Origin of the sequence: Leptolyngbya iicbica LK, assembly GCF_004212215.1 — a bacterium.
Lineage (GTDB): Bacteria > Cyanobacteriota > Cyanobacteriia > Phormidesmidales > Phormidesmidaceae > Halomicronema > Halomicronema iicbica.
Window position 1 is genome coordinate 1426188 of the sequence record NZ_QVFV01000002.1, and the last position, 26886, is coordinate 1453073.

Here is a 26886-nt window from a genome sequence, read left to right on the forward strand (position 1 = left end):
CTGTAGAGGCGGGTAAATGCAGGTAGAAGAACTGAAGCAAAAGCTTGAAGCCCTTAGCGACGAAGATTTACAGCAAGTCGCGACTTTCATAACGTTGCTAGAACTACGGCAGCATCGAGCAGTATCACCGACTCCTTTTTGGCAGCGGGCCAGCTATGCCGAAAGAGCAAAGGAATTAAAGCAGTGGTCAGCTAATTTGTCCAACGGTCAAGGGCCAAGCTTGCCTGATTCTGCCTTTGACCGAGCGACCATTTACGACTAATGGCTCTCTATCTGCTCGACACGAATGTGGTTCTACGGTTGGCTAATGCCGATGATGTTCAGCAGGAGTTGGTGTCTGAGGCAGTGTCTAGGATATTGGCTCAAGAACAGGAGTGCTGCCTCATCTCTCAGGTACTCATTGAATTTTGGGTTGTCTCAACTCGGCCTGTTGATGTCAATGGTCTAAGAGGATGTTTGAGAATTCATCCGAGGTATCAAATTAGGCTAAGCGTCGCACCATAATCCGAATCATAGCGAGGTAGATGAATGCCTCANNNATCAACCCAGAATATCGTGGGGAAACGGGCTCATGATGCGCGGATTGCAGCTGCGATGCTGACTCATGGAATTACGCATTTGCTAACGTTCAATACTCAGGATTTCATGCAAGTTCCTGGCATCACTGTTGCCGCACCTCAGAGCGTCATGGCTGAGTAAAGTGAGCCTGACGATCGCGCGATCGCCTCCTCCCAAAACAGCACACCCGCAATGCGATCGCGGTTCCGAGCAGCCAACGCCCAGTCACCTGTTGACATTAATGCAGCGGGCTCAGCTTCGCGATATCGCAAAAAGCAGCAAGGGGAGCAGGTGGTTGGGCAGTGCCGGGTTTGAGAATATTGCATCCGAAATGAAGATGAAACGGATTTTGCCCAACCTGTCGAATACAGCCAGGACAATCCCGTCAAACATGGCAGGGCTCCCTCATAAACTTACTCATAGTCGCACTAGAATAAGCCATAGAGCGCTAATAGAGGCGTATGAATGCAGTTAGAGGAACTGAAGCAAAAACTTGATCACCTCAATGAGGTTCATCTACAGCGGGTTATCGCTTTGGTGACATCGCTAGAGCTTGAGGAAAGAGCCGCGACGGTAGAGTCTTTGCCGCTTTGGCAAAGAGTTTCACCAATGGATATTGCACGACGGTTGCGGGAACGGGCCGCTAGCTATCAGGGACCTAAACATGCAGAGTTGCCCGATGCTGCCTTTGACCGAGCAGAGATTTACGATTAGTGGCTCGATACCTGCTTGACACCAATGTTGTACTGCGACTCGCTGACTTGGAGAGTCCACAGAATGCGCTAGTCACGGAAGCGATCGCAACGTTGCTAGAGCAGCAACATGTTTGCGTGTTGATTAGCCAGATCTTGATTGAGTTGTGGGTGGTGGCGACTCGTCCAGTTGAAGTGAATGGCTTAGGCTGGAGTGTTCCTGAAACGACGGATGAAATAGCACGACCGCTCGATGAGTTTCCGCTACTCGATGAAAGAGCGGAGATTTTTGTGATTTGGCAACAGTTGGTATCAACCCAGAATATCGTGGGGAAACGGGCTCATGATGCGCGGATTGCAGCTGCGATGCTGACTCATGGAATTACGCATTTGCTAACGTTCTCATGGAATTACGCATTTGCTGACGTTTAATACGCAGGATTTCATTCAAGTTCCTGGCATCACTGTTGCCGCACCTCAGAGTGTCATTGCTGAGTAAAGTGAGTCTGCCGATCGCCCCCCTCCCCATCTCACCAAGTCGCGATCGCCCTCCCAAAACAGCACACTCGCAGAGCGTCGCAATTCCAAGCAGCCAACACCCAGTCACCTGTTGACATTGATGCAGGGGACTCAGCTTCGCGATATCGCCGAAAGCAGCAAGGGGAACAGGGGTTTGGCAGCGCCGTTTTGAGGAACATCAAATCCGCGATGAAACCGATTTCCTCTACCTGCCAAATACAGCCATAGAATACCTTAAAGTATGGCTTAGTCACAGAGCCAACCTCTAATTTAGAATTGGCTATAAACAGGCCAAAAAACTCTAGTCATCCCAATAGTGATCAGAAATTTAGAATTTCGCTTACTGAAATTAATTCACAAAAGCTCGTGTTCAACATCAACAAAAGGCAAGTTCAACACTTATTAAATCAAACCAACCTAAAAGCTCAAGAAGGATCGACTTTAAAACCTAAATTGAATAAGAAGTCTCAAAGGATAAAACACAAAAATCAAACGGAAATAGCCGAATGGAATTATACCAAATGGCTATGAAGCTGAACACAACAGATGGAGGCAAAGCCCTTTAAGCACAATGCTTTCATGCTCTGAGTCATGCTCATCTTCATAGAGGACTGGCATTATGTGAAAATTCTTTTCGAGGTGCCTGACAAAAATTGCGAGGCATATGCTCAGTGCAAGATAAATGATTTTTAGTTATAATGAGAATGTGATAACATACGCAACAGCGTCTTCGGTTTCTCATGGATGAATGAGTCGCACATATGAGTGCAAGACCTTCTGCTTGAAAACAACTTCAATCAATGATTCTTATGGCTGAGTCTAATTTTGACATGAGGGCATCAAATACAAAAGAAAAACTTGTGATCACGTATTGGGATTGGTGGTATAAAGTTGGCTTTTCGAGAAAGATCCTTGAAGATATAAAAAGAGTCATAGATTGCCACACTATACAAGAAGAAGCCGATATTTTGGAGGAAATACTATGCGTTTTTTCGGATTTTATTTCAATAGACTGTGTCGTTGATTCTCTAATTGATGGGACTCTGACACTTGAGGAGTTAGGCTACAAGGTTGATGAGGATAAGCTTCTTTATTTGCCACTACAATTGCGTAAGCAATTAGAAGCGAAAATTAAAAACAACTTTAATTCTCAGACAAAAAGAAACGTTGATTATTTATTGCATTTAGTGGAAGCTGCTTCACAGAAAAGATTTAAGAATCGCCTTAACGATATATTTCTCCCAATTTTTGGGGGCGAACTTGATTTTCTTCTCGCTAAGGCTAATCTGGAAACCAATGAGACTTTGCACGAGCTCCCTGCAAAGAAACCAGTTGAGGTTGATGATATTGAATGCCTTATTTCCTCCTTTATTGAGTCTTTGGTAAGTCAGGATTTTTTCGGCAATATGTTTGGCTCTCTGACATTGCCAGATTTTGATTTGGAAATACACACTGGAATAGGCTTTGCAGAATACTGGGCGAGTGAATTAACATCACAAAAAAAAGACAAGTTGGTTATTTATGCTAACAGCGACAATTTGGACTTAGGGAACTTCAAGGCCACTTTAGTTCACGAGCTGTTGCCTGGACACGCTTTCTTTTATACGCAGATGAGACTTAGTAGACCTAAGTTAGTTGATCATGGTGCTATGTGTCTTGTCGAAGGATGGGCAACTTGGTGCGAGTGGAATATTCTAGCCAGCCAATATTCTAGCCTTTCGAAATCTATTAAAATGGAAGCTCTAAGACTTTTCTTTAATGCGCACGATCCCCTCCAAATAGAGAAGGGAATCCGCAACATGGTTACTTCATTCGGTTATTCCGATGATGTTGCATTAGAAAGTGTCAAGTATTTTTTTCAATACCCAGGTTATACTTATGCCTACTCTTTAGGAGCTCTGTGGTTTGAAGAGCTGTTTCAGCACAGCACCCCAAATGACTTTTTTATAAAAATGAAAGACAATTCCTGGGGAGATTTTTTTAGAATATGGTCCCGATAGAAAAGGGTTTTTATCTTGTAAACGTCTTTAATTTAGGAAAACCTATTCTTGACCTAAACGGTTTTCATCGAAGGGAGTCTATTGTTCAATATTTGCGCACCTTCAAGTATCAGCAGATAGAGTTTTCTTCCTATAATGCATGGTGCAACGAATTTGGTAGCGTTATTGCTTTTAAGAAAATAGATTCCTGTCACAGTATTTCCGATGCAATGGAAGTATATAACAGCAGTGAAACCTTTGACCCCATATACAGAAAGTTTGTTGAGGATGCAAAGGAAAATCTTAAGTTTAAGGGAAAGGATAGTGATTATTCCTTCGTTTTTGGAATTTCAGACAGCTTTAGTAAGGATGAAATTTCTTGGAATCGTGTCTTTTTAAGGGAAAACTATTTGAATTTTTTCCTGCTTTTGGAAGCCATTTTTGTATATCAGCTTTGCAAGCTTTTAGAAGCGGAAATCTCAAGAGTTCCCGGTGAGATAGGTCGATTTTCCTGGCAAAGAAAGTTGGTTGAGTATACAGAGAATCTTTTCTCTCTTCAATATCCATCCCAGTTTCTCATTTACAATATTGAAATAGATTTTATGCAGGTTTTATACTCCGCTTGGGGTTTAGACAGTTATATTGCATCTCTGCGGTCAAGATTCGAACAATCCATATCTAGCTATACCTTCTACTGGGACTATCTTGAAAAGCAGAAGTCAGACACAATGAATATTTTATTGGCTGCCATTGCGATACTTTCTCTCTATGAAGCATTGCCAGTATTAACTAGTGTTTTCCCAGAAATCGACATGCTCTTAGTTAATGTAATTTTAATTGTTCTTGCTGTATCGGCAATCTTATGGGCATTTTGGGGCATTGCCATTCATTGGATTGGAGTGTCAACTTACAAAACGAGAAACCTTGTAAGTAATATCTCTATAAAGCGTAAAGTTGTACCAACCACTTTTGAAGTGGTTAACACATTTAGCCCACTCGCACCATCCGAGAACCAAGCCGACAAAGTAGAATCCGAAGAATCACTATTAGAGAAGCAACAAAATCTTAGTATAGGTGAGGAATTATGTGATTTGGGGGCTCGGTTCATTTCGATTTTGAACAATTTTTGGCCCCGCTAATATCGCACTATACTATCTCGTCAGAATTAAGAATATCGTCGATTGAACGTTCGGATGACCGAAATTAGTTGCGATCTTAGTACTCGTACAATCAGTTACAAATATCTTGAAAAATTCAGGTAATTTGTCCAGAGTTGAGCTTTCCCGCACGAAACCCCTGACTTGATAAAGCCAGGGGTAGAAGAACTTGAGGGCCAACTTGAAAGCTAATCAGGCTTCTTTTCGGGGAGGAGGCACTTGTCGGAATCGCATCCGGCGGGGCCGGCTTCGATGAGGTCGCCGCGATCATAGCGAGACAACGCCGTGTGGAAGTCGTCAGTGCCGCGACGCTGTTTCACCTGTTGCACCATCGCGTCGTAAGTCGCCTTGTCGATCGGCTCAAACGGCAACCGGGGGAAGGTTTGCAGGTCGTCGAAGCGGGCGAGGAGGGCGGCGGAGATGTAGCCTTCATCGGTTTGGATGGCATCAGAGATGCGTTGGCTCAGGCCATCGATCTCGTTTTCCCGCAGTTCGATGGTGGCGGAGGTGTTGTGAGCGGTGTAATGCTTTTGCACCTGCATGTAAAAGTCGAACTGGGTCAGGGCCGAGAACTGCTCGATCGCAATCTCATCGGCCCCCGGCAAGTTGGCCCAAGACACTTCGACGGGCATTTCCACCAGCCACTCGGTACAGCGGGGATCAAACGGATCGTCCAGCAGGTTGCCGTTCTCATCCTTGTCCGACTGCGAAGGAATGACGGAATAGCCGTAGTCGATGCAGGCCATCGCCACCGGGTCATTTTTGCGGAAGGTGATGCGGCGAATGTAGCGCTGCGCCTTGGGGGGGTGCCAGCCGGGGCTTGCGCCCGTCAGCAGCGACTTGGTACCCGCCGGTTGCACGGTGGTGCAGCGGTTGGGGCGCTTGATGCCGTGGCGATCGCAATACTCCCACACGGTGTCATGGACGATCTGCTTCCAGCGGCTCAGGTATTCCGCCTCCTTCTGCTTGAACTCGACGCCCTGCATGGTGTCGGGGCGACCCGCTTCCCACCACTTCAGCCACTCCACGCCAAAGGCTTGCACAAAGAAGTCGAACAGCCCGGTAAAGGACACCCCCACAATGGGGTCTTCCTCACGGGACTTGCGGTAGCGGTCTTCCACAAACTGGTGGTTCAGCAGGCTCGCCACCGCCAAAGCGCCCGCCCGGAAGGCATCTTCCTGCTCCTGCTCATTCGCCGGATCAATTTGATTCAGGTGAATTTCCGCCAGGTTGCAGTGGAAATCCTGACCGATGATTTCGCCGCAGGGGTTCAGGCCATAGCGACCTTTGCCCTGAGCGCGACGCTCGGCCTCTCCTGCCCACTGAATCGCCCCTTCACCGGAGTAAAACTGCTTACGTACTGCCGCAGTCGTCTCTTCCAGGCTGGGTTTGTGGTGATACACACGGGTGTGGTTCGCCATGCGCAGGGCATCCCGTTCAGGATCGATGCGCCAGTTCCCGTTTTCGTCCTGCTGCCACAAGTTATCCTTCGCATTCGTTGCCAGCTCGTCATCGCTGGCAAATTGCCGCATCCCGGCACTGCGGCGAATGTTGCCCGCCACCACACAGGCGGCGGCCTCGTCAATCAGCAGGCAGCATTCCACCGAGTTGAGCTGCCGCCCCACCGCTTTGTTCAAAATGTTGGCGCAGCGCTCATACAGCGTCGGCAGCTTCACCGGATTCGCCACCCCACCAAAGCCCTTGAGCTTTTCGCCCGCGGGGCGCACATCCCCCAGATCCACCACCACCTCTACGGTGTCGGTGAAGCGATCGTCGCTGGAAAGTTCCAAAATCGTCTGGTACGACTTCACCCAGCCCTGGCGGCTGTCACCCACGTGGATGCGCACTTGGTTGCCGTTCACCACAACTTCAGTAGCTTCGCGGCGCTGGTCGGCGGGGGTCGTACCGATCGCCCCTTCCTGCCGCACATTCAATTGATTGCGAATGGCAGGCAACTGGTCAATATATTGCGGCTCTAGCACGGCACCCGTGCCGCAACCCATCATCGCCAGATCCATCATCAGGCCAAAGGCACGCCAGTCAATCACATTGGTGCTGGTGCAGTTATACGCGCCAGAAAAGTTTTCGGGTCGTTTGCTCCACTCGGTGCCCCCCACCCACAGCCAGCGTCCCGAAGGCAGGGCCTTAACTTGCTGCATCATCCGGGCAATGAGGTGACGTTCTTCATCGGTCAACTTCCCGAGTTCCGTGAGCCCCCCCAGGGTGCGATCGCACACCTCTTGCCAGGTTTCCCGTTCGCCATCTTCTCGCTCATCTTTGCGGCTGTAGGTGCGGTAGAACACGGGATACGCCGTAGCAGCCGTTTCCGGAAACGAACCTTGAAGCCGAACGCGGGGCAGTTCTTGAACCATGAAACCTAAATCCTTATGACGACGAATGGGAGCTAGCCAATCAATTCACGCTAAGAGCGAGGTCAAACCCGATCTCTAATGAGCCAATATAATAGGTCACATCTAGGGGTTTGTGGCGATCGAAAGCAAAATTTACGCTATCCATAGAGGCTCTGACAACGCCTCTAAAAAGTCGTCTACAAGATAGCACAACGTTTATTAATATGTATGTACGCTAATTCGAGGATGCTATCTTGAGTCAGGCTCGACTGCGCTCCGGTTCATCGCCGCAATTGACCGACCATCGCTCATTTCCCCAACCGCCCCATTGTTTGCACCTATGATGCAAGGCTTCACCCGTCAAGAAACGTTGGCCCTCACGCAAACCACGTCTAGCCGACTGGCCTATCTGGATCGCACGAACGTCATCGTGCCGCAAAAGTATGGCAACCCCAAGAAACCCACGGTCATTTACAGTTGGGAACAAGTGCTCGAAATTCGCGCGATCGCCAACCTGCGCAAACAAATTTCCCTACAGATGGTGCGCAAACTCGTCGCTTTTTTAGATGAACACGGCCTGGATGCGACCCTGCACGACAAGCACCTGGTCACCACCCCCAACGAAGTCTTTTTGGTGGCTCCCGACTGGTCAGACATGCCCCAGGTCATGAAAGTCGCCGATCGCGACGGCGAAGGGCTCGGGCAACTCATGCTCATGGTCTTGCCGCCCCTAAATACCGTCATTCAAGACATTTGGGCGGCGGCTGAAGCGTCCCAGGTGGTGGATTTTGAAAGCTTTAAGCAACGGGCGAAGACGATTCCGGCTCAGGCGAGCTAAAGGTCACTTCTGTTTCGAGTTCCCAACTTTGGCCCAGGGAAGTGACCCCTGCCGGGCTCAGCACCGTTGTCCCATGAGTACCCGACAAAGACCGTTGTGCCTTGAGCTTGGGCAGCGCCTCATACCGCACCTTGACCGCCAAAATTGTGGACGAAAACATCAGCGTAAACAAGTTGGCCAAAATCAACGGCGTATCGTTGGCATAGACGCCATAGACCAACCACAGCGAAATGCCGACGCAAAGAATGATCAACATGCTCCATGACATACCGTCTGCGGAGCGCGATCGCCAAGTTTTCACAACCTGAGGCAAGTAGGCAAACGTCGTCAATGACCCAGCCACAATTCCTAACGCAGTGATGAGATCCATCGCAGGCCAATCCGAGGTGAAGGTGTACGTCAAGGTGCGTCAAGCCAACCTGATTATTGGCATCTCGGAGAGCAATCTAACACAACAAAACAGCAATTAACTAAACCTTTTCATGAAGGAATGTTTAAGCTGTTCGGTGGTCAAGGGAGATCCGGCAAACCCTTTATCTGTCAAGCTTTATGGCAGATTCTATGCTGATGGTTGTTATTGGCAGAGTTAATGAATTGTTACTCTGCTAGGCTGCCCTTATCCCTATGCCAAATCATCCCCTCAGGACAGATCGCCACAGATCACTGCCGCTTTAGGGAGCCATTTCGAAACGCTGGCGAGCATAGTTCAAATTCTGCTGATATTCCTGAATTTTTTGCTGGGCCTTGGGAGCATTCACATCGTCACCGGGCACTTTTTTTAAGGCTTCGATCGCCTGCACCCACAAATTCGCCACTGTCTGCCACTCGGCTCGAGTCTGTGCCGTTTGGGTCTGCTCCGCCGCCTGCTGAGCGAATGTCATCGCTTTTTGGAAAGCCGGATCCGGGGTGCTGGTTGGGGTATCCAGTGGCGCATCCGAGGGCGATGGAGCGCTATTGACCGATGCTGGAGGCGATGATGGCGCAGAATCTGTCGGTTCAGGTGCAGAGGGAAGTGGAGAGTCCGATGGTGAACCTGGCCACGGAATAGACAACTGGGGTTGGGTGAGCCAAGTGGGAAAGCGCCATTCCCCCTCAACATAGGTGTAGCCGCCCCAGAGGGTGCCCAACGCCACGATCGCCCCCGTAATTGCCCCCGCAATCTTGAACGGACAATAGGGGCGATCGCCCACAATTTTTCCCGTTTCGCCATTAATCATGACTTGATACGGCTTGTTCTTAAAGCGATAGGTGGCCATCCACACGGGCAGCAAAATATGCTTAAACGTCTCCTCTGTATAGGACGTGTCCTTAGAGTGGATACGTTGCTCATCACCGCCAATATCCGACCGAATATCGGAGTCAATGTAGGAACCCATAACGCCCTTGGCCTTCGTAAAGCCATTGGGCAGGCTCACCTGATAGCGCTGCGCCCGAAAGCCTTGCAGAAAAGACGGGTCATAAGGGACCAGATTTTTTAAGGTCCAGGGGCCGATTTTTTGGAGGCGATCGATATCCACCGTCTTGACCGCTGGCACCAGAATGTCATCAAAAAAGCGACTCACCTGCCCCGACGCAGAACTCCATCGGGTCCGGCGTTCTTCATAGGTTTCCGTCACCCACTCCCCATCGGAGTTCTTGACCCGGCGAGTTTTGGTGACGTAGTAGTAAGTGCCCCGTTCCCCCGTGTAACGGGTGCGAGTCTGACAGTCAAAAGTCCAAAACGGTAGATAGATCCCTTTGAGACTTTCGTGCTGCGCCAGTTGCTTCAAGCTGGAAGGCGCAAACCAGCGCGTACTCAGCCATTGACTCAGCCGCTGACGACCCGCTTTTCGCCCAATTTTGAAGGGCAAAACACCGCCGGGAGTAATGACCGGATTCGCGGTCTGGGCCTGAGCCGTAATGTGCGTGCCGCAAAAGGGACAGTCTCCCGCCACGTCGGGCGGCTCAAAGCTGATTTGGGCATGGCAGCCGTGACATTCCACCTCTAGGGCCTGGGCCGACAGCGGCGCAGTTTGGGCTTGATTGCTCCGCTGCTGCCATTCATCCAGAGACTGCTCTTCCACGGTTTTTGGCGAGCCCATAACCGTTTTGGCGCTGTTGCAATAGGGGCAGAGCAGCTTACCCAACGTCGGGTTAAAGACGAGATCAGCACCACACCCCGAACACAGACACGCCTGGTTGGAGCGGGTAGACGTAGAAGACGTGGTCATGCGATGTACCTGGTAAGTCGATATCGCGTTTGGCAAGAGCGGTAACGAGTCGGCAAATCCTTGGCGGACTCGTCGATTCATTTATTGCGCCATGGGGGGTGGGGGAGAGGCCGGAAAAAGACTGGCTAATTCGGGCAAGGTAGCGGCCTGTTGCCAGCCCGAGATGCCGTTGCGCCACACGTAAGACTGCGGCGTTAAACCATTGGCGAGCAGCTGATTCGTCGCAAAGGGGCCAAAGTTTTGTCCGTCGCGTGTGATGTACCACTGAGTCTGAGTCATGGGCGGCGGCGGTGCGCCCACAGCGACAGCTGGCGGTTGGGCCGGGGCGGGTTGCGCTGTCGCCATGTTGCCCTGCATCGCGTTGACGATTTGTTGGCCCATGGCCAGACCGACCCCCAGTTCCACCGCCTGATTGCCGCCATTGGGATTTTCCGCCGAGGCTTCGATCGCATTCGCGGCCTGATACTGGGTGTATTCCTGCATGTTGCCCAGGACGTTGATGGAAGCGCGGCGATCGAGGGCTTTTTCAACTTCCGGCGGTAGGGAAATGTTTTCAATCAGGAAGTGGGGCAAGGTGATGCCAAATTCTTCAATATCGGCCTGAATGGCGTTGCGGATGGTGTCGCCTGAAGCGCGATAGTTGGCGGCAAAATCGGCGAAATTCAGCCCCGATTGGCCCAACCAGGTGGCAAACGACGACACCAACATATTGCGAATCTGATCGCTGATTTCGTCAATTTGGAACAGGCCGTCGGTACTCACCAAGTCTTCCAATAAACGCACGGGGTCTTGCACCCGCATACTGTAGGTGCCATAGGCGCGAATGCGCACCGTACCGCCCAAATCCGGCACGTTGATGGCGATCGGATTTGACGTCCCCCACTTTAAGTTAGTAAAAATTTTGGTGTTAAAGAAATAAACTTCGGCTTTGAAGGGCGAGTTAAACCCGTAGGGAAATCCTTTCAACGTGCTCAAAATCGGCATGTTTTGAGTGGAGAGGGTATACATGCCAGGATCAAAAGCGTCTGCGACTTGCCCTTCATTGACGAAAACCGCTTTTTGGCCGGGACGCACCGTCAGTTTTGCCCCCATTTTGATTTCGTTTTGAAAGCGCTCAAAGCGATAGGCGATCGTGTCGTTACTTTGATCCAGCCATTCGATAATGTCGACAAATTCGCTTGTCAGCTTTTCAAAAAGTCCCATGGCGCGATTTTCCAAAGAGTGCAATTGCGGCGGTCTGTCGCTAGGGTGCCCAGGTGTTGATGTCGAGACACAGTCCTTAACAGAAGGCCATCATTGGCAGATGTCTGTCGTCAACTGTCCTCGCCTGGCAACCTCAGCTATGGGGCAAATACACAGAAAACGCCGGGAATTTCGCACATAAAAAATGAGGACATGGGGCAAGTTGCCGACATCTCCTCATCTTCAGAACAGTGATGCAATTAAACGCGAGACTTAATCATCAAAGTGTTTGATAATGGCTTGGGCAAATTCCGAACACTTCAGCGGCGTATCGACTTTAGGCTCCATCATGCGAGCCAGGTCATAGGTGACTTCTCGATTCGAAATCGCCGCGCCAAGCCCCTTTTTGATCAAGTCTGCGGCCTCTTGCCAGCCCATATATTCCAGCATCATGACGCCAGAGAGGATGACTGAGCCGGGGTTGATGCGATCGAGTCCGGCGTGTTTGGGTGCCGTGCCGTGGGTCGCTTCAAAAATGGCGCAGGTGTCGCCGATGTTGGCCCCTGGTCCCATGCCGAGACCACCGACGATCGCCGCTGCCGCATCCGACAAATAGTCTCCATTCAGGTTCATCGTCGCCAGAATGGAATACTCATCCGGGCGCGTCTGAATCTGCTGGAAAATGCTGTCGGCAATGCGATCGTTTACCATCACCTTGTCTTTCCACTGACCGTTGCCATGGGTTTCCCAAATGCTGTTGAGAATGTCCTCAACCTCTTGGCACGCTTCCGCTTTTTTCTCCGCCGTCAGCGAGTCATAACCGGGTTCGACCTTGCGGGCGTTGTCTTCGATGGAAATATCGGGGTTGGCTTCTTTGTTGCTCAGCACCCAAGATTCCCGCTCGGTGACGCACTCATCGCGAAACTCCGAAGTTGCCAACTCGTAACCCCAGTCACGGAAAGCCCCCTCGGTGTACTTCATGATGTTGCCTTTGTGGACGAGGGTTACTTGCTGCTTGTCTTTGGGCAATCGCAGGGCATGTTTCATGGCACGACGCACCAGACGCTGGGTGCCAAATTTGCTGATGGGCTTGATGCCAATGCCCGAGTCGAGGCGAATCTGCTTTTTGCCGTGCTCTGGGGTGCCCGGAATCAAGTCTTCGTTCAGCAGCTTGATAAGGCGATCGCAGGTCGGGTCGCCCATCTTCCATTCAATGCCCAGGTAAATGTCTTCGGTATTCTCCCGATAGACAATCACATCCAACTTGTCGGGACTTTTGTGCGGTGAGGGAGTCCCGGCGTAGTACTTGCAGGGACGCACACAGGCATACAAATCATTAATTTGGCGCAGCGCCACGTTAAGCGAGCGAATACCGCCGCCCACGGGGGTCGTCAAAGGACCCTTGATCGCCATGCCAAAGTCTTTGATCGCCTGAAGGGTATCTTCGGGCAAATATTGGTACTGCCCGTATTGCTCACAAGCCTCGTCACCGGCATAAACTTTAAACCAGACAATGCGCCGTTGGGTGCCGTAGGCCGCCGCCACTGCGGCATCAAACACGGCTTGGGCCGCTGGCCAAATATCCACGCCCGTGCCATCGCCTCGAATGAACGGGATGATCGGCATGTCGGGAACAATCGGCTCACCCTCCTTGAAGGTGATTTTTTCGCCAATGGTGGGGGGAGTTATGCGTTCATACATAGGCACTACGCGGAAAATAATTTGAGCTAAGCAACGCTAGCTTACGATAGTCCTAACAGTGTGGACACCCCTCTTTTTTTTCAGTGCTGAGGACTACGGAACCAAAGGTCGGAGCTAATGCGGGGGCGAGATCGCCCGACTCCTCGCCCTAAAACACTTTGCTAGTGGGCGATCGCGAGCCATCCCCCTACATCTCACAGGCTGTTAAATCTTTCTAGAAATCTACCGTGAACAACCCGGGGACACAAAAATCCTCCCTAAAATTTTCCAAATTCTCGGAACCCCTGGTTTAGCACGCAGCTTGGGTTGTAGGATCATCAAATGCGGATCAGGCTTGTTTCAGCATTTCGCTACAACTGATCGGCCCGTTAGTGAACCTCTGGATACTCGATTTTCGTCAACGTATGAGCAGTTCTATCGCCAATAATTCATCCGCTTCTTTAGAACTGCTGGAATCTCTGAAAGGTCAGCTCCGAGACGCATCTCTCAAGCAGCAGTTGGCGGCTTTGCCGCCGCTCATCGAAGCGGGCGATCTGGGCTACCAAATCATCATGGACTTTTTGCGTACGGCCAAAGAGCAGGCTACCCCTTCAATCGCAGCGGGGCGATCGCTGCAATGGCTAGCTGCGATCGAGCATCAAGAAGTGCAATCCTTTATCAACGAACACTTTGCCACCGGGGTAGTGAGCTTATCACCAGAGTGCAGTGTCGACTATAGCGAAATCCAAACCGCCCTAATCCAACAAGATTTTGAGCTAGCCGACCGACTCACCTTACAAAAAATGTGTGAGCTGGCAGGTGAAAACGCCATCAAGCGCAAGTGGCTCTACTTCACCGAAGTCAACCTCTTCCCAATCATCGACCTGCAAACGCTAGATCAACTCTGGCTCATCTACTCTGAAGGCAAGTTTGGTTTTTCAAAACAGCGCGAGATCTGGCTAGGGGTCAGCAAAAATTGGGAAAAGTTTTGGCCCAGAATTGCCTGGAAAAGCGACAACATCTGGACTCGTTATCCTGGCGAGTTCATCTGGAGCTTAGAAGCCCCCGTTGGGCACTTACCGCTCACGAACCAACTCCGTGGTGTACGAGTCATGGATGCGCTGATGAATCATCCAGCGTGGACAACAACTGCTAGCTAAACAGCAACCCTTTGCGTCTACGGTTTAGCGACACGACTTTACCAGGACACCCTTTAATCACCCACCTCAACATAGAAACGGATTCACAGGGATGAACTCTCTATGAGCAGGGAAACAACTTTTCAAGCGTCCCCCTTCAAGCTATCCGCTAATGATGCAAGCTGCCATGAGCTAGCTCGCATCTACACTGATTTTCATTAGTGACACCTGAGAACCCAATTTTTGGCCGCGGTTTTCGTTGTGATGTTTCGGCCTTCAGCCCGCCCTCACCCAACCAGTGGGGGCTACTTTACCCCCCTCAGACTTGCTGGAGCGTCATGTCCCGCGATGTCAATCAACGTTCTACGAAAACTTGCGCAGAAACCCAAGCATCACCCTGAGTAGGCTGAGGTTTATCCGTACAAATTCTGTTGGCTAGTACAACCAGAAGGAGTCAATTTATGGATATAACAAGCAAATTCCCGAAAAACTTCTGTTATCAAACAAGAAGTCAGTAATAACCACGAGTTCTGCTGATAAGAGACGGAAAAGTCAGGATATTTCTTACTTTTAGGTTTAGGCAGGGATCAACTCCGGGAATGCTTTAGATAAGTTTGGACAAGCCAGGGCACTTGGTAACACCTATGAAGCAGTCTATTTCATTAGAAACTGAAACCTACACCGCTCCGAGACAGGTTTCCCCGCATTTTTCGCCATCTTTAAGCCAGGCCAGCTTGCCCAGCACACTAGCACCGGGGACGCAGTTGGCTGATATCGACTTTCCATTATTTGAAGAAGCAACGCAAACGGCAGCTCGTTTTTTGCAGGTTCCGGTCAGTTTTATTGGTCTCATTACTCCTGAGACTCTAGTGCTCAAGGCGGCTGTTGGCCTATCTCAATTGGGGTTAATGAATCCTCTGGCTCGAACCCGTCGTTTGTCCTTACGAGACAGCTTGATCGACACTGTGTTGTCAACCCAGCGCAGTTTAGTTCTCTCAGATATTTCTGAAGAAAGTCCTTATGCCGAGTCTTGTCTAGTACAAGAATATGGCATTTGCTCTTACATTGGCATTCCGTTATTGACTGCCGACGGGCAATGTTTAGGCCTACTGACAGTAATGGACACAGTCCCACACAGCTTTGCGACAGAGATGATTGCCTTTGTAGAGTTGTTAGCTCGATGGAGTGTCAGTGAGTATGAGCGGCATCATCTCGCGATCGCATTATCACAGTCTTCACCTCAAGCGGCTACCAGTAACTCTCACACGGCCACAACCAACGACAACTTGCTCGATACGGTGCGACTGACCTTAATGAGTCAACTGACTCAAGACATGCGCAATCCGCTCACGACGATTACCGGCATGGCCAGTATGCTCAGCCGTGAAATTTATGGAACGTTGACACCCAAGCAGCGCGAGTATGCCGATATCGTCCACACCAGCAGTAAGTATTTGCTAGAACTTGCCAACGAGGTATTAGAGCTCAGTGGCTTAGATGCCCGGATGCAACCTTTGCAGCCCACCAGCGTGGATGTCGATATGATTGGCCAACATGTCGAGCGGATGCTACTTCCTATGTTGGCGGAGAAAAATCAAGAACTCCGCTTTACAGTCGAACCCGGTTCACGGGTTTGGACCTTAGACCGTGATGTTGTTAGATATTTGCTCTACCACCTGTTGTTCAGCATTATTCAATTGGCCGGCGAAGGCGGCACTCTGCAAGTTCACAGCGCCGAACGCGACAGCAGTCTCAATATCAGCATTAAAATGACTCATCCCTGGCTTGGCGATGGACTGCCTAGCTTAGTCGCCGACCTGCATCGCAAACTTGAGCAACCAGATCAAGAAATTGATTTATTAACTCGGTTGCTGGCAAGGGCGACCGGTCGAGAAGATTTTACAAATAGCGACTCTGCCGATGCCCATGACTTTGAACCGAGAGCGGAAATCACCCAGTCTCGCGAGACACTGGCCCTCTTACTCAGCCGTCATCTCATCGAACGTCATGGTGGCCTGCTTTGCTTACAGGGCAAGCCTGATACTGGCTACCGCTTTATGATTACCTTGCCTTTCTTAAAGATGGCTGCAACTGCTAAATAAAAATAGTTTAGGCACAGTGATTATTGGACAGTTCAGTGCTTGCTGAAAGATCGCAGCGGCACCTAGCTGATGCAATCTATTGGGGGGCGCTAACACTTCGCCCATAAAGGTCTCCGGCGATAAATGAAGCGCCCTGCAGCCACCTTATGAATCCTAAGTGGCTGCAGTTTGCTGCCAAGCTTGCCACAGCGTGTAGACAATTAACACCGCTAACAACGTGCGAAAGAGAATTGAGACGACCTGATCGGGTAACTTCGGCAAAAGGCGTGTGCTCAACTGAGCGCCAATTAATCCCCCCAATCCTAGAATAATGCCGCCGACCCAAACCACGTTGCCCTGCAGAGCGTGCCCAAAGGTAGAGGCGATCGCGGTCAGCACAATCACCCCTAAGCTGGTTTGAATCGATCGCTTAATCGTTTCTCCCAGCAGCAACATCTGTAAGGGCACCATAATCACGCCCCCGCCAATCCCCAGCAGCCCCGCCAGAAAACCGGCGATCCCCCCCGTCAATATCCGTGCCGCAGTCGGGTTCATGGCCGCCTGCGGTGGTCCGACGAGTTCGCCACTGGCCGATTGCTTCGCCAGTTTCTTCCGCACCCCGACCAAATAGATGTTGAGCATAAGCAGTAGCGCAAACGCCAACAGCAACAGCGATTGGGGCAAAGCACTGGCCACCAATACACCAATCTGGGCCGTGATGACCGCTGGCAACCCCAGCAACAAAACCCGTTTGAAGTCTAAGTAACCCATGCGCCAGTTTTGAATACTGCCAGACAGCGACGTGATGATAATCGATAGGCTACTGGTCGCGACGGCTTGAATGGGTGAATATCCCAACGTAATCAAGATTGGGACTAACACCGTGCCTCCACCAATGCCTAGCAGCCCTGCCAACACACCGGCAAACAGACCAGCAATGATAAACGCACCAATTTGAATCGGGGTCAAAACTACCTCAAGCGATTGCTCTAATGGAATGGAACTTTGCGCGCCTAGCCCCTGGGGCTAACGGTTAAACAAGATAGCCGTGTACTGCTAACCCTCACCTATCATTCGATCGGTATCGGGGCAGGCAGCCAACATCAAGATTGAACCATATCATCCGACGATGGTTGGCAACTGATGATGAGAGAGCAATCGCCGGAGAGATAGTTAATCCAATCCCAATTCCGAATCTTTGGCGTGAACATTCGGACATTCCCCTCAGCCTAGAACCCTTCTTAGGATGCCAGTTACTAACCAAGAAAGTTCCCAACGCGGGGATCGCCAAGCTGGTAGCACCTACACGCCCTCAACAGGTGCTGTATCGGGGTTAACAAATCATCAATACTTGATTGCTTAATATATCTTTAATCATTGTTTCCTGTTATTTATTCGGAGTTAGGGATGAAGCGGAGAAAGTTTTTTACGGGGGCAACAGCTGGGGCGGCAACCACGGTTGCGATCGCAGCCTGTGGTCAGTCGACGCAGTCATCTGGCGAGGGGAGTCCCGTTGTTCAAACCGATGAAACCAAAGCGGTTGAATGGCGCATGGCATCGAGCTATACCCCCAGCTTGGATACGGTCTATGGTGGCAGCGAAGTATTTGTGCAGCGGGTCAGCGAACTCACCAATGGCCAGTTTCAAATTGAGTTGTCTGCAGCTGGGGAGTTAGTGCCGGGTTTAGAAGTCCTCGATGCAGTCCAGCAGGGAACGGTGCAAGCAGGGCACACCAACTCTTACTACTACCGGGGCAAAAATGAAGCTCTAGCTTTTGATACCGCTGTCCCTTTTGGCTTGAACTATCGTCAGCAAAACGCTTGGTTATTCCAAGCTGGCGGTTTAGAGCTCATTCATGAACTGCTGTCTGACTTCAATATCATCAGCTTTCCTGGTGGCAATAGCGGCACTCAGATGGGCGGTTGGTGGAATCAAGCGATCGAGTCAACGTCCGACTTGCAGGGCCTCAATATGCGGATTCCCGGACTGGGCGGTCTGGTGATGGAGCGGCTTGGCGTCAACGTGCAGAACTTGCCAGGGGGCGAAATCTTTCAGGCATTGCAGCTCGGCACCATTGACGCCGCCGAGTATGTAGGTCCTTACGATGACGAAAAGTTGGGCTTGTATCAAGCCGCCTCAATTTACTACTACCCTGGTTGGTGGGAACCTGGCTCCCAGTATTCCTTCTATTTCAATCTGGATGCTTGGAACGACCTGCCCACTGCTTATCAGGAAGCCCTGAAAACGGCAGCGAGTGAGGCCCACGTCAACATCATGGCTCGCTATGATGCTTTGAACCCACCAGCACTTACCTCTTTGCTTGATCAAGGGGTCGATCTGCGGCGCTTCTCGGATGAGATTATGAGTGCGGCACAGACGACATCCTTCGAGCTGTATGAAGAACTGGCATCGGCAGATGCCTCTTACCGCAAGGTATTTGATGCGTGGAAAGCTTTCCGCGAAGATTCTAACCGCTGGTTTTCAGCAGCTGAGTTGGGCTTCAACAGCTTCGCCTTTTCACAAGAGAGCTAGCTGGTTCCGTCAAGTTATTTGTGAGCGAATGTGCGGGACGCTTTCATTCAGCGTCCCTTTTTTGTGCAGTTTTGACCGAAGGAAGGCAAGCCCGATTTCAGTATTGACCACTACGTGCAGTCGCTACAGTAAGCCCACTAAATGCAGCGGTCCATGACCACTGATCAATTCCACCATTAGCGCCAAAAAACCGACCATCGCTAGCCGACCGTTCCAGACTTCGGCCACTGGAGTAAGCCCCCAAGCGGATCGCTCCTGTGGATAAATCTTGACTTGCTTGTCCGGTTCAACCACATCGGAAAAGAGCCGCCGAGGTGATTCTAAAGACTCCATGACCATCTTGGCCATGTCATCAATGAAGCCCGGATGAGTGTTCAAGGCGGGCACGCGTCGGAAGGTTTCGATACCAGCTTCCTCGGCAATTTCGCGATATTCCATATCGATTTCTTGCAGCGTCTCGATGTGTTCAGATACAAAGCTGATGGGGACGACGACTAAATCATTGACGCCTTGCTCGGCGAGTTCTTCGATCGCATCTTCAGTGTAGGGCTGCAGCCACTCGACGGGGCCAACCCGACTCTGGTAGGCCAGGGTGTGCTGGTTCGATCGCCCCAACGCCTGCATGATTAAATCAACGCAGTGTTCGATCTCACGCTGGTAGGGGTCGCCATTTTCTTCGACATAGCTAACCGGGACGCCATGGGCGCTAAAGAAAACATGTCCTTTACTGGGATCGGGAAGTTGATCCAGCTCTTGAGCGATTAACTCGGCCATGGCCTTCACATAGCCCGGACGCGCATACCAGGAAGGGATCACGGTGTAGCGAATGCTTTCGAGAGAAGGATCTTCTTTCCACAGCTTTTGCAGTAAACGAAAGCTAGAACCGCTGGTGCTGATGGAGTATTGCGGGTAGAGCGGCAAGACAACGAGTTCTTCAATGCGATCGCGCTTGATGCGGGCGATTGCTTCCTCCGTAAATGGATACCAATACCGCATACCGATATAAATATCGGCTGGCTGACCAGCCGCTTCTAAACTCTGTTGTAGGGCTGTGGCTTGCTGCTCGGTAATGCGACGGAGAGGAGAGCCCCCCCCGATTTGGCTATAGTTTTGTTGGGACTGCTTAGCCCGACTGTTAGAAATCAGCCACGCTAATGGCTTTTGCAGCCAGGGTACTGGGAGGCGAATAATCTCAGGATCGGCAAACAAATTGAACAGAAACGGGCGCACATCCTCCAGCTGCTCTGGCCCACCCAAGTTCAACAGCAATACCCCTACACGGCCCATAACGGTTGTGATCCTAAACGTCTAATGATTCTTAAAATTATCGTAACAATTGATTTACCTTACGGACACATTTGCAACAAAATGCAGCTTTGCTAGACTCCGTGAACCGTTCAGATTTTTAAAACTGCCGACAGTGAAACTATTCTAAACCAACCCTGACATTCTTTATGCAGCAAGGCTTCTCGATTAACTTGAGTCAATCTAATCTTTCCCATTCCCCGACCAGATTGCGGCCTCGGTTGGCGATCCCGCTGGGAGACCCGGCAGGTATTGGCCCCGAAATTGTTTTGAAGGCGATCGCCCATCCAACGCTGCATACGTTAGCCCAGGTAACGTTGGTGGGTCATGCCCCTGGTTTAGCCAAAACTCTGAGCAGTTTGCGTGACACGGTCGGCTTAGATCTCGATCTAAGCCAGATTCCCCTAGTCGAGGCAGCAGCAACCATCGCTGGTTTGGATGCTATCGAGCTCGGCCAGCCAACAGAAGTGACGGGTCACGCGAGTTTTTGCTGGCTCAATCGGGCGATTACGGGAGCGTTGCAGGGTGAGTTTGATGCGGTCGTGACGGCACCCATCGCCAAGTCGGTGTGGCACGCAGCGGGGCATTTGTACCCAGGGCAAACAGAAGTCTTAGCCGAACGGGCCGAGGTAGATCGCTTTGGGATGTTATTCGCGGCGCGATCGCCCCACACCGGTTGGCCCTTGAGATGTTTATTAGCGACCACCCATATCCCACTACAGCAGGTGCCTACGGTGCTCACCCCCGAACTGATGACTCACAAGCTGGATTTGCTGGTGGCCTGTTTGCAGCAAGATTTCGGCTTGAGTTCACCCCATATTGCGATCGCGGGACTCAATCCGCATAGTGGCGAGGCGGGCAAGTTAGGCACTGAAGAAGTGGAGTGGCTGCAGCCTTGGCTAACGGCGGCTCAGCAGCGCTATCCCCAGGTCAAACTTACCGGGCTGATCCCCCCCGATACGATGTGGGTCAGTGCGGGCCATGCCTGGCATACCGATCGGCAGGCCAGTCCGTTTGACGCCTATTTGGCGCTTTATCACGATCAGGGGTTAATCCCCGTGAAGCTGCTAGCGTTTGATCGGGCGGTCAATACGACGATTGGGTTGCCCTTTGTGCGCACTTCGCCAGACCACGGAACTGCCTTTGACATTGCCGGAAAGGGTATTGCTCGGTCAGACAGTATGGAAGCCGCGATCGCTCTCGCGATTGAGTTAGTGCAACAACGAAAGCACCTCAGCTCTCGAGAGAACTGAGGTGCCAATTGCCGATGGGGTGTCGTGATATCACGATTCCTGGCTCGCGTCTCTAATCGTGTCGCCAGGAATAAAAGGAAGGCTAGCTCAGGGCGGAGCCGCTGCGATCGTAGTCGCGACGCGCTCCTGCCGTCGGTTTACCCTGAATCGTGCTCCAGTAAGCAGCCGTTTCAGCCGGCATGCCAACTTCCGAATTCACCCGACCCAGCAGTGACTGCTGACGCCGCTTGATGTTGTGGTGGTGACGATGCATAAGAGCTCGGGCTTGTTCAGATGCAGACATGACAGTACCTCCGAAATGCAAATAGTGTGTAGAACCGATTTGTTATCTGTTTCAACACTAACAGGCCATTCTGTAACAAGCACTACAAAATGAGGCTTCGGTAATACGTCTTAACCAACCGTTGCGTATTGCAATCAAGGCTGACACATCAATTCAAAGTTCTTGGGATTGTCTGGGATACTTTGATCCCCACGGCAGTGCGATCGCCGCTAATCAGTAGTGGGGGTGTAATTTTGGTTACGTCTCCCTGGTTGAATATCCTTATCCCGCGTTGATGTACTGCTCAATCAAAGGGCGCATTCTCGTCAAGTCATACCCACTCTGTGCTGTGTGCTGCATCAACTCTTCCAGGGGCATGGTGTTATGTTTAGCGGCCACCAACGTCCACAGCAGACAGCTCCGGGTACCCGATTTGCAGTGCGCCAAAATCGGGCCAGGATTATCTGCCATCGCCGCGCTGAATTGATCAACGATCGCTGGCGTGAGTTCTGGCATTTTGACGGGAATGTGAACGTAATTCAGCCCTTGGGCCTGAGCGAGTTGCTGGGCGGCGGCGGCGGTTAGTTGCCCCGGTTCTTCACCATCGGGGCGGTTGTTGATCACGGTTTTATAGCCAGCGGCGGCGAGCTCGGCAAAGTCAGCTTCAGTCAGTTGCGGCGATACCGAAAAATCGTCTGCCAAGGCTTTGGGTTGAACCATTTGAATGATTGCCTCCTTTTGTATAAATCAGAATCAACAGGGCGTGGTGGGGATACGGCTGTGGATAAATGCCCTGCGCCACCATCCAACCGCCACAGGCGCGACTTGAAGCGGGATACATGAATCACCGCACGATCGCCTAACGCCCCACCACTCTACCTGTTTTTGGATCCATCAAGAAAAAGTCATCATCAGTCCACTTGATGACAGATCAGGTCAGTCCCGACTAGCCAATCAAGGCTGCGCCAGAGACGATCGCGACATCGCCAGCTGGGCAAGTCAAACGGGTACGGGTTGCTAATAACGTGAGATCGACGGATCCACTTGAATGGCATAAGCATCAATGCCACCGACTAGATTTTTGACCTGAGTAAAACCCTGTTGGCTGAGCCACTGGCACATCTGCGCTGATCGCATGCCATGGTGGCACATCACAATGGTTTCCTGCTCAACATCAAAATGTTGGTGAATCTGAGTTTCCCATTCGGCAAAGGCACTCAGGGGCAAATTGATGAAATCAGCGATCGCGGCCCGCTCTACTTCCCATGGCTCGCGCACATCAATCAGTTGGACATTCTCTAGCCCAGTTTTCATGCGTTGGGCCAGGGTTTGCACATCAATCTCTCCGGGAGAAAAATCTGGAGCAAACGGCACAGTCGGCATAAAAAATCCTCAATTCCCTCGTCATACTAGCGTTACCAGGAAATTGAGGAAAAGCCCTCGCAATGAGTTGTGGAACCGCATTGAGAGCGGTTATTTAGCAGCCACGGCGGCAGCTGGCTGGGCTGCACTAGTTTCTCGTTGCGATAACTGTGCCAAAATCGCGGTCACATTTGAGCGCGCATCGCCAAAGAGCATCGACGTATTTTGCTTATAAAACAGCGGGTTAGCGACCCCGGCATAGCCAGCCGAAAGACTCCGCTTCAGGACGATCGCATTCTGGGCTTTCCACACTTCGAGCACGGGCATCCCGGCCATGGGGCTCTGGGGATCTTCCAAAGCACTGGGGTTCACGGTGTCATTGGCCCCAATCACCAGCACGACATCCGTCTTGGGAAAGTCATCGTTGATTTCGTCCATTTCCAGCACCACGTCGTAAGGCACATTGGCCTCTGCGAGCAACACGTTCATGTGCCCCGGCAACCGGCCCGCCACAGGGTGAATGCCAAAGCGCACTTGCTTGCCGCGATCGCGCAAGAGTTGCGTAATCTGCGCCACCGCATGTTGGGCTTGCGCCACCGCCATGCCATACCCCGGCACGATGATGACGCTATTGGCATCGTTCAGCAATTCCACCGTTTCATCAACAGAAATGGGGGTAGCTTCGCCTTCTACTGTGGTGCCCTGATAATTGGTGTTGCCAAAGCCCCCTAGCAGCACATTGGCAAAGGAGCGATTCATGGCCTGGCACATGATGTAGCTGAGAATTAAACCGCTGCTGCCGACGAGGGCACCCGTGATGATCAGCAAGTCGTTATTCAGCATGAAACCCGCAGCCGCAGCGCCCCAACCGGAGTAGCTGTTCAAAATCGAAATCACGACGGGCATATCGGCACCACCGATGGCAATCACCAGGGTGATCCCCAGAATGGAAGCGATCGCGGTCATGATCCCCAGAGGCAACAACGCAACCGTCTCGCCCACACTCATGTAGTAGTAGCCCAGCCCGAGCACTGCTGCCAACATACCGATGTTGAGGACATGACGCGCAGGCAGCAAGATCGCCTTGCTAGAGACAACACCCTGGAGCTTGCCGCAGGCAATCAGCGAGCCAATGAAGGTAATTGCGCCAATGAAAACACCTGCAAATACTTCCACTTTGTGAATCGTGAAATCAACGCCCTGAAGGGCAGGATCGGGGTGCAAAAAGCTGGCGTAGCCAACCAGCACCGCCGCCAAACCGCCAAAGCCATTCAACAGGCCAACGAGTTGGGGCATGGAGGTCATCGCCGCGCGCGTTGCGAGCAGGCCCCCAATCCAAATCGCCGGAGCCATGGCCGCAATCAACACGCCATAGCCTTGCACCTGGTCACTGAGAGCCGTTGCGCCCAGCGCGACCACCATGCCCGCAATGCCGTACAAGTTGCCCCGCCGGGCGGTTTCAGGGTTAGAAAGTCCCCCCAAGCTGAGAATGAAGAGAATGCTGGCTGCAATGTACGCAACCGTTAATAAGTTATTAGACATGGGAAATCCTGTGAGCAGTCTGAGCCGTTGAGTATCGTCGTCGGTTTATTTATGGAACATGTTCAACATGCGCTGGGTGACGAAGAAGCCACCGGAAATATTGAGGGTGCTGACAAAAATCGCGATCGCGCCCAAAATCGTCACCGTTGATGAGAGGGGACCAGAAATTTGCAGCATGCCGCCGATGATGATGATGCCGCTGATGGCATTGGTCACACTCATCAGGGGCGTGTGCAACGCTGGGGTCACATCCCAAATCACCTTCCAGCCCAAAAAGATCGCCAGAATAAACACGGTGAAGTGCGAGATAAACGATTCGGGCGCAAAGGCTCCGACCCCAAATAGAGCGGCACCAATTAGCACCGGCCATAGCAACGACATGAGCGGATTCGCCGACTGCTGGGTCTCGCTTGTTGGCAGTGACTCCATGGACTGCGCAGCGGCAGGCTGTGGGGTAGCAGGTTTCTCCAACGGCGGCGCTGGCCAGATCACCTCACCATCCAGCACCACTGTCGCCTGACGCACCACATCGTCTTCCAGATCGAGATGATGGTGTTCTGCTCCGCCGAGTTCATTCAGCAGATGATAGAGGTTCGTACCGTAGAGCTGACTGGCTTGGTTGGCCATGCGGCTGACGAGGTCGGTCAAGCCCACAATTTTGACCCCGTTGTGATCATAAATTTCGTGGGGGCGCGTCAGTTCGCAGTTGCCGCCCTGCTCCGCCGCCATATCCACAATCACCGAACCTGGCTTCATCGCTTCCACCATCTCTTGGGTCACCAGACGAGGCGCCGGCTTACCAGGAATCAAGGCGGTCGTGATGATCACATCGACTTCTTGTGCTTGCTGCGCAAAGAGGGCCATTTCCGCAGCAATAAAGGCCGGACTCATGACCTTGGCGTAGCCCCCGGTCCCTTCTTCACCGTCTTCTTCAAAATGCAATTCCAGAAACTCAGCACCCATGCTCTGCACCTGCTCTTTGACCACCGGGCGAGTGTCAAAGGCTCTTACCACAGCGCCTAGGCCTCTGGCGGTGCCGATCGCCGCCAGTCCGGCAACACCGGCCCCAATGACTAGCACCTTACACGGCGGAATCTTGCCCGCAGCCGTAATTTGCCCAGTAAAACCACGCCCAAACTGATTGGCCGCCTCAATCACGGCGCGATAACCAGCAAGGTTAGCCATGGAACTCAGCGCGTCTAACTTCTGTGCGCGGGTGATTCGCGGTACCGCATCCATCGCGATCGCAGTCGCCCCTTTTTGCGAAAGCTTTTCCAGCAAATCAGGATTTTGGGCGGGCCAAATAAAGCTGATCAGCTTGCCACCAGGCCGCAGCAAATCCGACTCGTCTTGATTGATCCCCGAATGCCACAGCGGCGCTTGAACTTTGAGAACAATATCGGACTGACTCCACAGTTCAACGACATCATGGGTCACCTGACAGCCCGCTGCTCGGTAAGCGGCATCGGGAAAACTAGACGCCGCTCCGGCGTCCGCTTCCACCCACACTTCAAAACCCAACTTTTGTAGCTTTTGGGCCGTGTCAGGGGTGGCCGCCACTCGACGCTCACCCTGAGCAATTTCTCTTGGAATGCCGACTCGCATGGACGGACGCTGTTCGGGGGCGGACGTGCTATCGGGTGCGATCGCAACTGTCATAAAATCAATCTCCTCGTTGTTCTAGATACTTGGCTTGAGTGAGCTGTGGCTGACCCCTGCTATTTGAATGTTTAGGCCCTGGCCGTGAGTAATGGCGGCTCTCCACCCCATGCACTTGGCGTCAATCAATCACTTCGAGATCGCTCAATCGCGCACACTGAGCCCAAATCACGAATCCGTAAACCTAAATAAATTCACCAAAATTGACTCAACCATGCACACAGCTAGGGTGGACTTTCTCGAACCGCAATACGCTAAATCCCAATTGCATTTGGGGTTTACAAGATGAAAGAGAACTGATTCGAAGCATCGCCACTGTTCTTCCCAAATTGCCGCCCACAACAATCAAGCCATCAGTCTGCACACACGCAGCAGCATGAAATTGCACTTCTTCATGTTCAGATACAAAAACTGGCTAACCCGTGCGGATCGCTGACCTAGTTTCTAGCGCGATGCAGCTTAAATCGAAATGTTGATCAGCCTTTTTTTACATTGTTGGCAAATTTACTGACATTTCCCCGACGTTAAGTACATGGAACTTAACTTGTCATCGGTCTAGCAGAGCGAAAGCTTGACGCACCTACC

23 protein-coding genes are annotated in these 26886 nt (G+C 51.6%); 10 read left to right on the forward strand and 13 right to left on the reverse strand.

The window, feature by feature from the left end; genetic code table 11:
* Positions 1-16: 16 nt before the first annotated feature.
* The gene (locus DYY88_RS13300) at positions 17-262 is read left to right on the forward strand and encodes a hypothetical protein (protein ID WP_044151263.1); all 246 of its coding nucleotides are present in this window, start codon (positions 17-19) and stop codon (positions 260-262) included.
* Positions 263-677: 415 nt separating this feature from the next.
* Here the strand turns inward: DYY88_RS13300 and DYY88_RS13310 are convergent, their stop codons facing one another.
* Positions 678-884 (reverse strand): hypothetical protein, encoded by a 207-nt coding sequence (locus tag DYY88_RS13310; protein WP_130199431.1) that lies wholly within the window; start codon positions 882-884, stop codon positions 678-680.
* 139 nt (positions 885-1023) lie between these two features.
* Here DYY88_RS13310 and DYY88_RS13315 point away from each other — a divergent pair, with 139 nt between their 5' ends.
* The 4 genes from DYY88_RS13315 (at position 1024) to DYY88_RS13330 (ending at position 4887) form a co-directional block, all read left to right on the forward strand.
* Positions 1024-1272 (forward strand): hypothetical protein, encoded by a 249-nt coding sequence (locus tag DYY88_RS13315; protein WP_039727443.1) that lies wholly within the window; start codon positions 1024-1026, stop codon positions 1270-1272.
* The gene (locus tag DYY88_RS13320) at positions 1272-1682 is read left to right on the forward strand and encodes a type II toxin-antitoxin system VapC family toxin (RefSeq protein ID WP_242517605.1); all 411 of its coding nucleotides are present in this window, start codon (positions 1272-1274) and stop codon (positions 1680-1682) included. The genes DYY88_RS13315 and DYY88_RS13320 overlap by 1 nt, the downstream gene beginning before the upstream one ends.
* 896 nt (positions 1683-2578) lie before the next feature.
* Positions 2579-3769, forward strand: coding sequence for a hypothetical protein (locus DYY88_RS13325; protein ID WP_130199432.1), 1191 nt, complete (start codon positions 2579-2581; stop codon positions 3767-3769).
* Positions 3757-4887, forward strand: a complete 1131-nt coding sequence (locus tag DYY88_RS13330; RefSeq protein ID WP_039727439.1) for a hypothetical protein — start codon at positions 3757-3759, stop codon at positions 4885-4887. The genes DYY88_RS13325 and DYY88_RS13330 overlap by 13 nt, the downstream gene beginning before the upstream one ends.
* A 206-nt stretch (positions 4888-5093) precedes the next feature.
* On the opposite strand, the gene nrdJ is transcribed toward DYY88_RS13330, so the two are convergent.
* Positions 5094-7277 (reverse strand): ribonucleoside-triphosphate reductase, adenosylcobalamin-dependent, encoded by a 2184-nt coding sequence (gene nrdJ / locus DYY88_RS13335; protein ID WP_039727438.1) that lies wholly within the window; start codon positions 7275-7277, stop codon positions 5094-5096.
* A 319-nt stretch (positions 7278-7596) separates the two neighbouring features.
* Here nrdJ and DYY88_RS13340 point away from each other — a divergent pair, with 319 nt between their 5' ends.
* Complete coding sequence (locus DYY88_RS13340; RefSeq protein WP_039727437.1) at positions 7597-8094, forward strand: hypothetical protein; 498 nt, start codon at positions 7597-7599, stop codon at positions 8092-8094.
* On the opposite strand, the gene DYY88_RS13345 is transcribed toward DYY88_RS13340, so the two are convergent.
* The 4 genes from DYY88_RS13345 to DYY88_RS13360 form a co-directional block, all read right to left on the reverse strand.
* Positions 8054-8464 (reverse strand): SemiSWEET family sugar transporter, encoded by a 411-nt coding sequence (locus tag DYY88_RS13345; RefSeq protein WP_063776183.1) that lies wholly within the window; start codon positions 8462-8464, stop codon positions 8054-8056. The genes DYY88_RS13340 and DYY88_RS13345 overlap by 41 nt on opposite strands.
* Positions 8465-8765: 301 nt before the next feature.
* Complete coding sequence (locus DYY88_RS13350) at positions 8766-10304, reverse strand: primosomal protein N' (replication factor Y) - superfamily II helicase (protein WP_130199433.1); 1539 nt, start codon at positions 10302-10304, stop codon at positions 8766-8768.
* 81 nt (positions 10305-10385) lie between these two features.
* The gene (locus DYY88_RS13355; protein ID WP_039727436.1) at positions 10386-11507 is read right to left on the reverse strand and encodes an SPFH domain-containing protein; all 1122 of its coding nucleotides are present in this window, start codon (positions 11505-11507) and stop codon (positions 10386-10388) included.
* A gap of 252 nt (positions 11508-11759) precedes the next feature.
* Positions 11760-13187 carry an NADP-dependent isocitrate dehydrogenase gene (locus DYY88_RS13360; protein WP_039727435.1) on the reverse strand — a complete coding sequence of 476 codons (1428 nt, stop codon included), beginning with the start codon at positions 13185-13187 and terminating at the stop codon, positions 11760-11762.
* A gap of 404 nt (positions 13188-13591) precedes the next feature.
* Here DYY88_RS13360 and DYY88_RS13365 point away from each other — a divergent pair, with 404 nt between their 5' ends.
* On the forward strand, positions 13592-14326 hold the full coding sequence (locus tag DYY88_RS13365; RefSeq protein WP_039727434.1) for a GUN4 domain-containing protein: 735 nt from the start codon (positions 13592-13594) through the stop codon (positions 14324-14326).
* A 623-nt stretch (positions 14327-14949) separates the two neighbouring features.
* The gene (locus tag DYY88_RS13370) at positions 14950-16407 is read left to right on the forward strand and encodes a GAF domain-containing sensor histidine kinase (RefSeq protein ID WP_052288465.1); all 1458 of its coding nucleotides are present in this window, start codon (positions 14950-14952) and stop codon (positions 16405-16407) included.
* A gap of 153 nt (positions 16408-16560) precedes the next feature.
* On the opposite strand, the gene DYY88_RS13375 is transcribed toward DYY88_RS13370, so the two are convergent.
* Positions 16561-17355: a sulfite exporter TauE/SafE family protein gene (locus DYY88_RS13375; protein ID WP_084607088.1), complete on the reverse strand. Its 795-nt coding sequence runs from the start codon at positions 17353-17355 to the stop codon at positions 16561-16563.
* Positions 17356-17793: 438 nt separating this feature from the next.
* On the opposite strand from DYY88_RS13375, the gene DYY88_RS13380 reads away from it, so the two are divergent.
* Positions 17794-18918: a TRAP transporter substrate-binding protein gene (locus DYY88_RS13380; RefSeq protein ID WP_039727433.1), complete on the forward strand. Its 1125-nt coding sequence runs from the start codon at positions 17794-17796 to the stop codon at positions 18916-18918.
* A gap of 123 nt (positions 18919-19041) precedes the next feature.
* On the opposite strand, the gene hemH is transcribed toward DYY88_RS13380, so the two are convergent.
* Positions 19042-20205 carry a ferrochelatase gene (gene hemH / locus DYY88_RS13385; protein WP_039727432.1) on the reverse strand — a complete coding sequence of 388 codons (1164 nt, stop codon included), beginning with the start codon at positions 20203-20205 and terminating at the stop codon, positions 19042-19044.
* Between the two features lie 167 nt (positions 20206-20372).
* Between hemH and pdxA the strand changes: the two genes are divergently transcribed.
* Positions 20373-21476: a 4-hydroxythreonine-4-phosphate dehydrogenase PdxA gene (gene pdxA, locus DYY88_RS13390; protein WP_044151262.1), complete on the forward strand. Its 1104-nt coding sequence runs from the start codon at positions 20373-20375 to the stop codon at positions 21474-21476.
* An 82-nt stretch (positions 21477-21558) separates the two neighbouring features.
* Here the strand turns inward: pdxA and gifA are convergent, their stop codons facing one another.
* From gifA to DYY88_RS13415, 5 genes are all read right to left on the reverse strand, one after another.
* Positions 21559-21759 (reverse strand): glutamine synthetase inactivation factor IF7A, encoded by a 201-nt coding sequence (gene gifA / locus DYY88_RS13395; protein WP_039727431.1) that lies wholly within the window; start codon positions 21757-21759, stop codon positions 21559-21561.
* A 261-nt stretch (positions 21760-22020) separates the two neighbouring features.
* Positions 22021-22458: a protein tyrosine phosphatase family protein gene (locus tag DYY88_RS13400; RefSeq protein WP_039727430.1), complete on the reverse strand. Its 438-nt coding sequence runs from the start codon at positions 22456-22458 to the stop codon at positions 22021-22023.
* A gap of 297 nt (positions 22459-22755) precedes the next feature.
* Positions 22756-23121 carry a rhodanese-like domain-containing protein gene (locus tag DYY88_RS13405; protein ID WP_044151261.1) on the reverse strand — a complete coding sequence of 122 codons (366 nt, stop codon included), beginning with the start codon at positions 23119-23121 and terminating at the stop codon, positions 22756-22758.
* A 90-nt stretch (positions 23122-23211) separates the two neighbouring features.
* Positions 23212-24642: an NAD(P)(+) transhydrogenase (Re/Si-specific) subunit beta gene (locus tag DYY88_RS13410; protein WP_039727429.1), complete on the reverse strand. Its 1431-nt coding sequence runs from the start codon at positions 24640-24642 to the stop codon at positions 23212-23214.
* Positions 24643-24687: 45 nt separating this feature from the next.
* Entirely contained in the window at positions 24688-26301 is a 1614-nt protein-coding gene (locus DYY88_RS13415) for a Re/Si-specific NAD(P)(+) transhydrogenase subunit alpha (RefSeq protein WP_039727428.1), read from the reverse strand.
* Between the last annotated feature and the right edge of the window lie 585 nt (positions 26302-26886).

Excerpts from the sequence above, each read along its gene's own strand:
- DYY88_RS13300 (WP_044151263.1), top strand. The coding sequence starts at position 17 with ATGCAGGTAGAAGAACTGAAGCAAAAGCTTGAAGCCCTTAGCGACGAA.
- DYY88_RS13310 (WP_130199431.1), bottom strand. The coding sequence starts at position 884 with ATGCAATATTCTCAAACCCGGCACTGCCCAACCACCTGCTCCCCTTGC.
- DYY88_RS13315 (WP_039727443.1), top strand. The coding sequence starts at position 1,024 with ATGCAGTTAGAGGAACTGAAGCAAAAACTTGATCACCTCAATGAGGTT.
- DYY88_RS13325 (WP_130199432.1), top strand. The coding sequence starts at position 2,579 with ATGGCTGAGTCTAATTTTGACATGAGGGCATCAAATACAAAAGAAAAA.
- DYY88_RS13330 (WP_039727439.1), top strand. The coding sequence starts at position 3,757 with ATGGTCCCGATAGAAAAGGGTTTTTATCTTGTAAACGTCTTTAATTTA.
- nrdJ (WP_039727438.1), bottom strand. The coding sequence starts at position 7,277 with ATGGTTCAAGAACTGCCCCGCGTTCGGCTTCAAGGTTCGTTTCCGGAA.
- DYY88_RS13340 (WP_039727437.1), top strand. The coding sequence starts at position 7,597 with ATGATGCAAGGCTTCACCCGTCAAGAAACGTTGGCCCTCACGCAAACC.
- DYY88_RS13345 (WP_063776183.1), bottom strand. The coding sequence starts at position 8,464 with ATGGATCTCATCACTGCGTTAGGAATTGTGGCTGGGTCATTGACGACG.
- DYY88_RS13350 (WP_130199433.1), bottom strand. The coding sequence starts at position 10,304 with ATGACCACGTCTTCTACGTCTACCCGCTCCAACCAGGCGTGTCTGTGT.
- DYY88_RS13355 (WP_039727436.1), bottom strand. The coding sequence starts at position 11,507 with ATGGGACTTTTTGAAAAGCTGACAAGCGAATTTGTCGACATTATCGAA.
- DYY88_RS13360 (WP_039727435.1), bottom strand. The coding sequence starts at position 13,187 with ATGTATGAACGCATAACTCCCCCCACCATTGGCGAAAAAATCACCTTC.
- DYY88_RS13365 (WP_039727434.1), top strand. The coding sequence starts at position 13,592 with ATGAGCAGTTCTATCGCCAATAATTCATCCGCTTCTTTAGAACTGCTG.
- DYY88_RS13370 (WP_052288465.1), top strand. The coding sequence starts at position 14,950 with ATGAAGCAGTCTATTTCATTAGAAACTGAAACCTACACCGCTCCGAGA.
- DYY88_RS13380 (WP_039727433.1), top strand. The coding sequence starts at position 17,794 with ATGAAGCGGAGAAAGTTTTTTACGGGGGCAACAGCTGGGGCGGCAACC.
- hemH (WP_039727432.1), bottom strand. The coding sequence starts at position 20,205 with ATGGGCCGTGTAGGGGTATTGCTGTTGAACTTGGGTGGGCCAGAGCAG.
- pdxA (WP_044151262.1), top strand. The coding sequence starts at position 20,373 with ATGCAGCAAGGCTTCTCGATTAACTTGAGTCAATCTAATCTTTCCCAT.
- gifA (WP_039727431.1), bottom strand. The coding sequence starts at position 21,759 with ATGTCTGCATCTGAACAAGCCCGAGCTCTTATGCATCGTCACCACCAC.
- DYY88_RS13400 (WP_039727430.1), bottom strand. The coding sequence starts at position 22,458 with ATGGTTCAACCCAAAGCCTTGGCAGACGATTTTTCGGTATCGCCGCAA.
- DYY88_RS13405 (WP_044151261.1), bottom strand. The coding sequence starts at position 23,121 with ATGCCGACTGTGCCGTTTGCTCCAGATTTTTCTCCCGGAGAGATTGAT.
- DYY88_RS13410 (WP_039727429.1), bottom strand. The coding sequence starts at position 24,642 with ATGTCTAATAACTTATTAACGGTTGCGTACATTGCAGCCAGCATTCTC.
- DYY88_RS13415 (WP_039727428.1), bottom strand. The coding sequence starts at position 26,301 with ATGACAGTTGCGATCGCACCCGATAGCACGTCCGCCCCCGAACAGCGT.